This window comes from Oceanotoga sp. (assembly GCF_030445905.1).
GTDB classification, from domain to species: domain Bacteria; phylum Thermotogota; class Thermotogae; order Petrotogales; family Petrotogaceae; genus Oceanotoga; species Oceanotoga teriensis.
In genome coordinates, this window is record NZ_JASUSU010000065.1 from 1 (window position 1) to 12498 (window position 12498).

The window sequence follows — 12498 nt, forward strand, 5'->3', positions numbered from 1 at the left end:
AAGTATATACTATCACATTTCTCTATCTCCTGTCAATTTCTTTCTTGTTACATTTATTCCTCCCTTTCCTTACACATTTCCACCTCTTAACGTGTTTGATGATTTTATAAGAAAATATGGAGACACAATAATATCTCCATATTTTTATATTTTATAATTCTTTGAGTATATTTTTTAGAAAATTCCAACTTCTTTCAACGGATGAAATACTCATTTTTTCTTTTGGAGTATGAACATCATATAAATTAGGACCAAATGATATCATATCTATATCTCCAAGTTTTTCTTTAAAAAGTCCACATTCTAAACCAGCATGTATTGCTGAAATTTCTGGATCTTTATTATACATTTTTTTATAAACATCTATAAAAACATTTCTTATTTTTGAATTTTCTTTGAATTGCCATGCTGGATATTCAGCAGTTCTTTGAACTGTTGAATTTGTTAAAAAAGCAATATTATCAAAAATCATATGCATATAATCTTTTTTACTTTCTATAGAACTTCTTGAAGCAGATTTAAAATATATTTTTTTATCTTTTATTTCAATAATACCCAAATTATTAGATGTTTCAACTAAATCTTCAATTTCGTCTGACATTCTTATCACACCATCAGGTATTAAATTTATTATATTTATTATTTTTTTAGTAATACTATTTTTTATAACTTTTTTAAATTTTTCTTTTGATTCTTTAAAATCAATTCTAATATTTTTATCAACTTTATAATATTCTTTTTTTATTATATCAACAATTTCGTCAAAATCATTTTTTATTGTAGTAAAATATTTTTCATCAAATGCTATTATTGCCTTTGATTCTCTTGGTATTGCATTATCTTTCGCGCCTCCAATTAAATCAACAAGTCTTATTTTAGTATTTTTAGATATTTCATATAAAACTCTTCCCATTAATTTATTAGCATTAGCTTTTTGTTTTATTATTTCAGAACCTGAATGACCACCATTTAATCCTGTTATATATATTTCAAAGAATCTATAATCTTTTTTAGATTCTTTATATTCTAAATCAAGGGATATATTTTCCCTCATTCCACCAGCACAACTAACTAAAAATATTCCTTCTTCTTCTGAATCTATATTTATTAAAGTTTTACCTTTAATATTTTCTGGATTTAAATTATGAGCACCTGTCATTCCAGTTTCTTCATCGGTTGTTATTAAAACTTCTATTGGTGGATGGGCTATATCTTTAGAATCTAATAAAGCTAATGCAAAAGCTACAGCTATACCATCATCTCCACCTAATGTTGTGCCCTCTGTTTCAATAAAGTCTCCATTAATTTTCATTTTTATAGGATCTTTAGAAAAATCATGTTTTACAGAACTTTCTTTTTCACAGACCATATCCATATGACCTTGAAGTGTAATTATGGGATTATTTTCTTTACCATTTGTACCATTTTTTCTAATTATTATATTTAAAGCTTTGTCTTGTATTACTTCAAGATTTCTTTCTTTAGCAAAATTAAAAAGCCAATCACTTATTTTTTTTTCACACTTTGAACAACGTGGAATTTGATTTATTTCTTCAAACCATTTAAAAACTTCTTTGGGTTCTAAATTTTCTAAAACTTTATTCATATTATTACCCCCTTATATTATTTATAACAATTATAACAAAATGAGTTTATTTTTTCATAAAGTATATTTAAATTTTAAAAAAAATGATATCTGAATAATCAGATATCATTCGAATTTGAATATGTTTATTTTTTCATTTAAATTTGTCGATATTTCTTTTAATGAATCAGAAAGTTGTTCAATTTCATGAGATTTTTTTGTGTTAGTTTCTATCATTTCTTTAATATCTTTTATTTGATAAAATATTTCCTTTACTAAATTATCTGCCGCCTCCATTGAAGAATTCATTTCTTCAGATGAAGCACTTTGTTCTTGACTCGATGCTGAAAGATTATTTATTTCACTATTAATCGAATACACTTTTTGTTTTATATCTTCAAATTTTTTTATTAATTCATCTGTACTTAAATCTATTCCTTCAATTATTTCAACTATTTTAGATGTTGATTTGTTAACACTGATGGTTCCAGCATTTATATCTTTTAATATTTCTTCAATTTCTTGTGTTGCTTTAGAACTATCATCTGCAAGTTTTCTTATTTCATCTGCAACTACAGCAAATCCTTTTCCAGCTTCTCCCGCACGAGCTGCTTCAATAGCAGCATTCAATGCTAATAAATTAGTTTGTTCTGTTATACTTCTAATACTTTCAATTATACTTTGAACATTTTTTGTATTATTTAAAAGTTTTTCAACTTCTTCTTCTGTTAATTTAGATCTATTTTTTGCATTATCTATAGTAGATTTTATATCTTTTATTTTTTCAGATCCATCTTCAGCTGAACTTAATGATTCACCAGAAAAAATACTGAGTTCTTGTGCCGAATTAGAAATAGTAGTAGAACCTTGAGCTACTTCAAATATACCATTATTTAAATTTTCAACATTATTGCTAACATTCTCAGAATTATCTTTTACAGTAGTTATTTTTTCTTGTAACTTAATTCCAAAATTTATCAATTCTTCAGCTGTATTGTTCAATTTTTTTGAATACTCTAAATTTGAATTAGAACTAAATTCAACTTGTTTTAAAGCATCATTTAAATTTTTTCTCATATCTTCTAATGCATTTGAAATATCACCTATTTCATCTCTTCTATTCAGTTTAAAATCTACTGTAAGATCTCCTTTTCCAAATTTTTCAATTTTATTTTTTATATATTTTAAAGGATTTATAATTATTTTATTTATTAAAAGAAATAGAATTAAAATAAATATAGCTATAAATATTATAGAAATTATTATTGATTGAGTTATAGCATTTCTTATTCCTAATTCTTCTTCTAAAAGGTTTATGATTATGAATATTCCTGTATCTCCTATTATTGATTTTGAAAAATATGTATTTTTGGAATTATAGTCAAATTCTTTTACTTCAGTATTTTCAGATAAAATATAATCTGTAATATCTTTCTCTAATTTATTTTTTATATTAATCTTTAAATTTTCTTCTTTATTATTTGAAACAACATAAGTACCATCTTTATATACTGCAAAAGCTGATCCAGTTTCTCCAATATCAATATTCAAAACTTTATCAGTTAAAACATCCAATCCAATATCTATTGTAGTAACACCTATATTTTTGTTATCTTTTATTATTGGAGAGGTTATTGTGATCATAGTCACATTGGTGACAGAGTCAGCATAAGGTCGACTCCAAACAGAATTTTTAGATTTTATTCCCGATTTATACCAATCTTCTTTAAAATAATTTGATTTTTCATTTGAATAATCCCAAGTTAATTTTATGTTTGAATTTTCTTTATATGAATATGGTCCAAAATATATTTCATTTTTATCATATTCATATGGTTCCATCCAAAAACCTCCTCCAACTATTAAAGGATTATTTTTTATTATTTCATTCAAAAAATTTATTATAATATCTGTTGACTCTTCATCATAAGTTTTAAAAGATGAAACTAAATTTGAAAGATTTTCAGAACTCTCTTTTATCTTTTCGAAAGAAATATTTAAATTATCTGAAATCCCTTCACTCTTTGCAGATAAATAATTATCAGCCATACTTTGTATATTTGTTTTTAAAGAACTTACATTAATATAAATTTGAATTGCAAATAGTATTACTGAAATTGAAGAAATAAAAATAATTATTTTTTTACTTATAGTATTCATTGTAATACCCCCTTAATTTTTAATAATAAGCTATATAATTACATCATTAAATTTTTTCTTAAAATAAAATAATATTTTTATTTATAAAAAACATAAATTAAATTTCATTTGATAAATTAACATTTTATTATTTATACAGTAATCATAACACATTATAAAACCGAAATATTAACTAATTATTAAATAAATATATTTTTATTGTATCTATAAAAAACAAAATAACATACCATAATAGGTATGTTATTTTTTATTATTTCTTATTAAATTTTTTTCCAAATCTAAACCTAATGTTCCACCTGGATTCATTATATTATTAGGATCAAAATAATTTTTTAAATTCTTAAATAAATCCATTTGATTTTCACCTATGTAGCTTTCTAACCAAGGAGCAGTCATTTTCCCTATTCCATGATGATGTGACATGCTCGCACCATATTTTTGAATATTGTCTAATATTCCATATTGATATTCGAGATATTCTTCTTCCTCTTCCATTTTTGCAATAAAAATAAAATATAAATTTGCTCCCTGAGGATAAAAATGTGATATATGAGTCATACATATTGTATTTGGTCTGCTATGACAAAATTTTCTTACTCCTGTATGAACTTTTTCCATATTTTCCCAATTTACAGAGCATTCCAATGTATCTATCATAATTCCAAAGTCTCCAAGATCTTCTCTTAAATAAGGATCTCTAAATCTGCCTTTTTCCCATGAAGAAGTGATATATCCTGTTGTATACATAGCTTTATATTTTTTACAAATTTTTTTTATATTTTTTTTCACCAATTTAGAAAAATTTTTTTCTCCTTCTGTAAATCCGAGCATTAAACATCTTTCCATAGGATTGAATCCTCTAAATTTAAGAATTTTATCTATTATAGTATCTTCTACACCGTATAATTTCATAGCAACATCTGTCTCTTCAGGATCAGATAGTCTAAAAACTGATGGATAACCAAACTGACCTTGCATTATTTCTCTTGCAGCTTCTTTTGCATCTTCCCAATTTTTAAATATGAATGAAAATTTTTGATGGTTTTCTGGTAAATACTTAAAAATTTTTAAAGTGGCACTAATGAGAATACCAAATGCTCCTTCACTTCCCATCATTATTTCATCTATATCTGGACCAGTAGCTTGAGCAGGAAATTCATTAGTTTTTATTTCTCCTATTGGAGTAATATATTCTTGGCATATAACTATATCTTCAATTTTTCCGAAATATGTCGAATTTTGTCCTGCTCCTCTTGTTACTATCCAACCTCCTACTGAAGAATATTCAAATGATTGTGGAAAATGTCCACAAGTATATCTTCTTTTTGCATTAAATTTTTCTGGGGCTTTATTTAAATACTCTTCAAGATCCGGACCTTGCATTCCAGCTTGAACAGTTATAGTTTGATTTATTTCATTAAATCTTATTACCTTATTCAGATGTTTTCTCATATCTAAGGTTATTCCTTGTTTTACAGCTTCCATACCTCTTGTTACAGTTGATCCACCACCAAATACATATATAGGTATTTTTTCATCATTACAATATCTAACTATATTAATTATATCTTTTTTATCTCTTGGATAAATTACTATATCTGGAATATTTTCTACTTTTTTGTGCCTCATTCTTATTGAATCAACCATAGTTTTACCATAAGAAACTGAAAGTCTCGTATAAACATCCTCATTTACATTGTCTTCACCAACAATAGTTTTAAATTTATTTATATTTTCTTTAGTAAGTTTAATTTCTCCATCATATTTCACATCATCAAGCCCAAGATTTTTAGGTTCTATAAAATCATTATCTGTCATATTAAACGTTTTTTTCATTAATTCATATAATTTTTCATTTGGATGTTTAAATTCATCCCATTCACCCCACTTAAATATGCTTCTATAAGAATTTTCTGGCGGTTTATTTATATACCAATTTGGTTCAAATCCTTTATATTTATGACCCATAAATCCCACCCCTTATTCATTTGGATAATTAGCTATATCCTTAATTTGAATATATAATTTTTTTAATCTTGGATATATTCTTTTATATACTTTATGAAATAAATCTTTATATATTTCAGAATTTTTTTTATCTGGAATAAACTCATCTTTATAATGAATCATATTTTTTATTGCTTCTTGATAATTTTTATATATTCCCAATGAAACAAAACCTATCATAGCTGCTCCTAATCCACTAGCTTCATTAGTATGTATTCTAAGTACTTTTCTATTGAACATATCAGAAGTTATTTGACATATAGTTTCTGATTTACTTCCACCTCCTGAAACCTTTATTTCTTCAATATGTTTATTAGTTTTAGATTCAATCATTTCTATACCATCCATTAAACCATAATTTATACCTTCTATAATTGCTCTATATATATGTATTCTCGTATGAACATCTCCAAAACCTATTATTGATCCTTTTGCAAAAGGGGTTTTTATATGTGGTCCCCAATATGGTTGTAATATTAAACCGTCTGAACCAGCTGGTATACTATTTAATCTTTGATTCAAAAGAATTTCAGGATTTATATTTAATTTTTTTGCTTCTTCCATTTCTTTTTGTGCAAATTCTTTTTTAAACCAACTTATCATCCAATAGCCTCTAAATATTTCTACTTCGGGATTATATGAGTTTTTTATAATACCAGGATATGCAGGCATAAATTTTATTGGTTCTATATACTTATTAGATGTTATTTGAATAGTTGCTGTAGTTCCAAAACTTATACTCGCACATCTTTCATCAATACATCCATTTGCAAGAGTTTCACAACCTTTATCTGAAGCACCAGCATAAACTGGAATTCCATTTTTTAATCCAGTTTCATATTCAGCATTTTTGTTTATATTTCCTATCAAGGTTCCAGGTTCAACAAGTTCTGAAAGTTTATCTTTTTCAATACCAAAAATTCGCCATTTCCAACTACTCAAATTTTCTTCCCATTTTCTTTTTTTATAATTAAAAGGAATATGGCCTACTTGATTTGAAATAGAATCTTTTATTTCGCCTGTTAATTTAAAATTCAAATATGCTGATAATTGAATATATTTATAAGTTTTATTCCATACTTCATTTTCATTTTCTTTTATCCAATTAGCTTTTGATTCTCTTGATATAATTTCTATAGTTTTTTTCATACCAACCAAATCAAATATTAATTTTTCATGTTTATAAAGTTTTCCTGGATATTTAACCATTCTTTGATCAAGCCAAGTTATAGTATTTCTCAATACTTTTCCATTTTTATCTAAATTTATCATTGTATCTCTCAAAGTAGTTATGACAACAGCATCTATTTTTTTAAATTCTGAAAAATTTTCTAATTTCAAATAATTTGTTGCTTCACATAAACTTTTCCAATATATTTCAGCTTTTTGTTCTGCCCAACCAGGTTTAATAGAAAAATAAGGATTAAAATCTATTTTTTTATACCCTTTAATATATCCAAATTTATCAAAAATAATTCCTCTCAAACTCTGGGTTCCACAATCAATTGATAAAATTCTTTCATCCCCCTGCATTTATTTCACCCCAACCCATTTTATTCTATTTCATCCGTAGTTATTATATCCACCCCTGTATTACAAACATTTTTTAAAACAATACTTCCAGGTTCTATTTTTTCTTTAAGTATGAATCTATTTATATTTTGCATTATTTCAAATATTTTATTCTTGGGAACTTCTGAATTTGTTTTAACAGATAATCTTGGCTTATCTTTAAAAATCGTTTTTATTGTAGTACATATTGTTCTTCTTGGATCTTTTAATTCATTTAATGCAAAATAATATCCTCTTTTACATTTATTACCAGTTATAATATATTCATTTTTTTCTTTTTCAATATTTAATTCACAGGAGTTTGGACATACTATACAAGTAAGTTTCACCATTATCACTCCAATATCATACTTATTTTTTTATTTTTAATATTTTTTATAGTTAATTTCTCCATTTCTGCCGGAATTAATTTATTATAATTTTTTTCAACAATTTTGTCATCTAAAAAAATTTTTAATTTAGCATTTTCAAATTTCTTTTTACTTCTAAAATAAAAAATTATCTCATCATTTAAATTTTCATTTATATATTGAGGTACAATGTATAAAAAATTTTCATTTATATCTACTTTAGTATTCTTATTATTTGTTTTTTTATTTTTAATATATTCGCATGCTTTTTTTCCAGCAATTTCACCACTCTCGGAAACATAATCTACTAAATCGTTTACATGGAGAGCATTACCACATATAAATATTCCTGGAATTTCAACAGACATAAAATCATTATCTACAAATGCTCCATTTGTTTTTTTATCTATAGTTATTCCTAGATCTTCTAAAAGTTCATTTTCGGGTATTAATCCAACTGATAATATTAAAGTATCACACTTTATTATTTTCTTTGAATTTTCTATAAGTTCATAATTTTTATTTACTTTAGATATTTCAACAGCTTCAATTCTTTCTTTTCCAAATATTTTTGTTATTGAATGCGACAAATATAAAGGTATATCATAATCATATAAACACTGTCTTATATTTCTTGTAAGACCTGATGGTGTATCTTTTATTTCATAAACTCCCAATACTTTAGCTCCTTCAAGTGTAAGTCTTCTCGCCATTATTAGTCCTATATCACCACTTCCTAAAATAATACAATTTTTTCCTGGCATAAATCCCATTATATTAGTCATATATTGAGCAGTTCCAGCATTATATATTCCAGCAGGTCTCTCTCCTTGTATAAAAATTTGTTTTGATGTTCTTTCTCTGCAACCAGTTGAAAAAATTACAGTTTTTGTTTTTAAAATATGTATTCCATTTTCATTTATTATTTTAATATGAAAATCTTTATCTTTTTTTATTTCAATAACAAAAGTTTTTAATAATATATCAATATCTTTATTTTTTATAATATTTTTATATTTTAAAGCATATTCAGGTCCCGTAAGTCTTTCATTAAATTTTAAAACTCCAAACCCATCATGTATGCATTGTTTTAAGATTCCACCTAATCTTTCTTCTCTTTCAATTATTAAAGCTTTACAACCTTCATTATTGACTTTTAAAGCAGCTGCCATTCCAGCAGGTCCTCCACCTATGATAATAACTTCATATTCTTTCAATAAAATCATCCCCAAATTTTTTTGTTTCCTTAAATATTAAATTTGAACCTAAACCTTTTTTTAAAATTTTTTCATATTCTATTCCAGTTTCTTCATGAATTACTTTTAATAATAAAGGTGTACAAAACCCACCTTGACATCTTCCCATTCCAACTCTTGTTCTTCTTTTTATAGCATCTAAAGTAATAGCTGGTATATTAGAATGTATAACTGATTTTATTTCTCCATAACTTATCATTTCACATCTACAAACTATTTTTCCAAAATCTGGATTTTTATTAATAATTCTATTTTTTTCTTTATCCTCTAATAAATAAAGTATAGGATATCCTTTTCTATTTGGATTATATTTAATATTTTGATTTATATTTGTTTTACTTTTTAAAATATTTATAGTTATTTTCTCAACATCTTCTGATATAGACGGTGCAGAAGCTATTCCAGGTGATTGTATTCCAGATACATGAATAAAATTTGAAATTTTTGAAGATTGTTTTATTATAAAATCTTCTTTATAAGTAGAAGCTCTTGTCCCTGAAAAATAAGTTATTATATCTTTTTTATTTATTTGTTTTAAAACAGAACTATGTTTATTCATTATTTCATTTATTCCTTTTGAAGTTGTACTATAATCTTCTTTATAAGGTTGTTCATAAGCATTAGGCCCTAATAATAAATTCTCTTCTACTGTTTTTATTATTCCTCCACCCTTACTATTATTTTTTAAATTAAAATCAGTTTTTGAAACCACTGAATTTATAAAATTTCCTGTTTTTTTATCCAATATAATTATCTCGCCTTTTCTTGGATGTATAGTATAAAATCTATCTCCAACAATTTCTGCTACTTCATCAGAATGAACTCCAGCACAATTTATTAAACACTTTGTGAATATTCTTCCTCTATTAGTTTCTATATAAACTACTTCATTATTTTCTTTATAAACATCTTTTAAGAATGTTTCAAAACTAATATCAACTCCATTTTCAACTGCATTTTCTGCATATGCTATTGTTGTTTTATATGGTGATATAATTCCTGTTGAAGGAATTAAAAATCCTCCTATTAAGTTCTTATCTATATTTGGTTCTATCATATTTATTTGTTTTTTATCAACATATTTTAAATAAACACCATTTTTTTTAGCTCTTAATTTAATAAAAGGCGATATGAATTTTAAATGCCATTTATCAAAAACTATTAAAGATCCTGTTCTTTTAAATTCAAAATTTAATTCTTTTGATTTTTTTTCATATAATTTATTGCCAAGTACATTATAATAAGCTTTTTTAGTACCAGGTTTAGGACTTAATCCTGGATGAATCATTCCATCATTTCTTGATGAAGTATGTACTGCTATATCATTTTCTTTATCTATTACTAAAATTTTTATATTCCATTTTGAGAGTTCTCTTGCAATACTACAACCTATTATTCCAGCACCTATAATAATTACATCATATTTTTTATTATTTAATTTATTATCTTTTAAATCTGTATTTATAAAATTTTCTTTTTCTTGATTTATAAATTTTAAATTATTTATAACTCCATCAAAATCTGACATAGCAGCTATTTTTCCGGCTTTAATTACTTGTTCCCAATTTTCAACCACACCTTCAAGCTTTAAGGCATTATTTTGAATTGATATATCAATATCATAAGAAATGTCTTTTTTTATTTTATTTTTTAATTTTTGAATATTCATTTGATCATCTCCTAAATAATGTACATACTGTCCGGACATTTAAATTATATACTATATTAATTTTTTGTTTAAATGTTATTAATTTTATTAAGCTTTGAAAATCAGTTTTTATTTTAGATTAAGCTTTAAATTCCATTAAATTTTGAATTATTTAAAATTTAACTACACTTTTAAATGTATATATATCACCTCTAAATATAAATTTTAAATATAAAAAAATATCATTTTTTTCATCAAATATTTTTCTAGATAATTTTATACCGGGAATTCTTTTTGTATTTAAGTATTCTGATATGGGTGAATCTATCAATACTGGTTTTATTTCTTGCTCCATCTTTTTATAAATAAAATTTTTCTTTTTAGACAAAAAATAATGCATGGAGTCTTTTATCATATCTTCATCTATATCTCCAACTTTACTAAAAGGAAGATATGATTCCTCATAAGCAAAAGGTATTTCAGAAGCATATCTTATTTTTATTATTCTATATAAGTATTCTTCGTTTTGGAAAAGTTTTTTATTATTTTTAATTTTGTTAAAACTTATTATTTTATTCTTAGGAACATATCCCATTTTTATTATCTCTTTTGTAAAAGAAATTTTTTCGCCTATACTATCATTTATTCCATCTTTTTTTGATATAAAAGTACCCTTACCAGGTCTTCTAACAACATAACCTTCTTCAACTAAAATATTTATTGCTCTTCTTATAGTTTCACGACTAACTTTAAATTTATTCATTAATTGAATATCACCAGGAATTTTATCTCCAATCTTATATTCATTCGAATTTATCATTGATTCTAATAATATTGATATATCTTCATATAATGGATTTTTTTTCAAATTTATCACCTTCATTTTTATTCTATTTCACTTAAATATTTATTCTTTTTTATTTTATCATGTTAAAATATTTTTAGATAAACAATAGGGGGGATAAAATGAGAGATGAACTTTACAAATGGAAATTTATGAGCATAGGAAATGAAATTATAGAAAATTTGAGAATGAAGAAACATGAAGCTTATCTTGTAGAATCTTCTAGTGAAGCTTTAGAAATTATAAAAAAATTAATACCAGAAAATTCAAAAGTTACTGTGGGTGGAAGTATTACTTTATCTCAAACTGGTATAATCGATTATTTAGAAAACAGTAATATAAATTATATCAGCAGAAAAAATGCTAAAAATTCAGATGAAATGAATAAAGTATTTTTAGAATCTTTTACGAGTGATTTTTTTATTTGTTCTGCAAATGCAATAACTTATGATGGTAAAATAGTACAATTGGATGGTAATGGTTCAAGAGTAGCCCCTATGATTTGGGGACCTAAAAATGTAATAATAGTTGCTGGAATGAATAAAGTTGTAAACAATTTAGAAGAAGCAAATTCAAGAATTACTTATATAGCTCCAATGAATGCAAAAAGATTAAACACTAAAACGCCCTGTACGAGATTAGGCGAATGTATAGATTGTGAATCAAGAGAAAGAATTTGTGTTCACAAAACCATATTAGAAACAGGAGTAAGACATCCTGGAAGATTTAAAATAGTTTTAATCGCTGAGAATTTAGGACTTTAAAGGGAGATTTTATCTCCCTTTTTTATCAATAGTGTAAACATAAGCTATTATTTCAGCAGCTATTTTATACATTTCAGGAGGAATTTCTAAATTTAAATCTAATCCATAAAAATTTTCTGTAGCAACTTCATCTTTAATAATAGGGATTCTTTCTTCTTCAGCTCTTTCTATTATTTTATCAGCTATTTCATTTATTCCTTTAGCAACTATTTTAGGTGCTTTATCAGTACCTTTTTTATATCTTAAAGCTATTGCTTTTTTCTTATTCATGATATACTCCTTTTATATTTTAATATTATTTATAAAACTATA

The 12498-nt window shown here is 24.7% G+C and carries 10 protein-coding genes; 1 reads left to right on the top strand and 9 read right to left on the bottom strand.

Annotated features, from left to right (window positions below):
- Nucleotides 1–151 precede the first annotated feature (151 nt).
- The 8 genes from PWP28_RS13060 to PWP28_RS13095 all read right to left on the bottom strand — a co-directional run bounded on the left by PWP28_RS13060 (nucleotide 152) and on the right by PWP28_RS13095 (nucleotide 11446).
- Nucleotides 152–1606, bottom strand: a complete 1455-nt coding sequence (locus PWP28_RS13060; RefSeq protein ID WP_109603431.1) for an aminoacyl-histidine dipeptidase — start codon at nucleotides 1604–1606, stop codon at nucleotides 152–154.
- 105 nt (nucleotides 1607–1711) lie between these two features.
- The gene (locus PWP28_RS13065; RefSeq protein WP_308644936.1) at nucleotides 1712–3745 is read right to left on the bottom strand and encodes a methyl-accepting chemotaxis protein; all 2034 of its coding nucleotides are present in this window, start codon (nucleotides 3743–3745) and stop codon (nucleotides 1712–1714) included.
- Between the two features lie 240 nt (nucleotides 3746–3985).
- On the bottom strand, nucleotides 3986–5713 hold the full coding sequence (locus PWP28_RS13070) for an FAD-binding oxidoreductase (protein WP_308644937.1): 1728 nt from the start codon (nucleotides 5711–5713) through the stop codon (nucleotides 3986–3988).
- Nucleotides 5714–5725: 12 nt separating this feature from the next.
- A complete protein-coding gene (locus PWP28_RS13075) occupies nucleotides 5726–7285 on the bottom strand; it encodes an FGGY-family carbohydrate kinase (protein ID WP_264150141.1) in 1560 nt (519 codons plus the stop codon).
- A gap of 20 nt (nucleotides 7286–7305) precedes the next feature.
- Nucleotides 7306–7653, bottom strand: a complete 348-nt coding sequence (locus PWP28_RS13080) for a DUF1667 domain-containing protein (protein WP_308644938.1) — start codon at nucleotides 7651–7653, stop codon at nucleotides 7306–7308.
- A gap of 5 nt (nucleotides 7654–7658) precedes the next feature.
- Nucleotides 7659–8891 (bottom strand): FAD-dependent oxidoreductase, encoded by a 1233-nt coding sequence (locus PWP28_RS13085; protein ID WP_308644939.1) that lies wholly within the window; start codon nucleotides 8889–8891, stop codon nucleotides 7659–7661.
- Nucleotides 8878–10599 carry an NAD(P)/FAD-dependent oxidoreductase gene (locus tag PWP28_RS13090; protein WP_308644940.1) on the bottom strand — a complete coding sequence of 574 codons (1722 nt, stop codon included), beginning with the start codon at nucleotides 10597–10599 and terminating at the stop codon, nucleotides 8878–8880. The genes PWP28_RS13085 and PWP28_RS13090 overlap by 14 nt, the downstream gene beginning before the upstream one ends.
- Before the next feature lie 151 nt (nucleotides 10600–10750).
- Nucleotides 10751–11446, bottom strand: a complete 696-nt coding sequence (locus PWP28_RS13095; RefSeq protein ID WP_264150137.1) for a GntR family transcriptional regulator — start codon at nucleotides 11444–11446, stop codon at nucleotides 10751–10753.
- Between the two features lie 98 nt (nucleotides 11447–11544).
- On the opposite strand from PWP28_RS13095, the gene PWP28_RS13100 reads away from it, so the two are divergent.
- A complete protein-coding gene (locus tag PWP28_RS13100; protein ID WP_305082041.1) occupies nucleotides 11545–12186 on the top strand; it encodes a lactate utilization protein in 642 nt (213 codons plus the stop codon).
- Nucleotides 12187–12195: 9 nt separating this feature from the next.
- Here the strand turns inward: PWP28_RS13100 and PWP28_RS13105 are convergent, their stop codons facing one another.
- On the bottom strand, nucleotides 12196–12456 hold the full coding sequence (locus PWP28_RS13105) for an EscU/YscU/HrcU family type III secretion system export apparatus switch protein (protein ID WP_170110802.1): 261 nt from the start codon (nucleotides 12454–12456) through the stop codon (nucleotides 12196–12198).
- Between the last annotated feature and the right edge of the window lie 42 nt (nucleotides 12457–12498).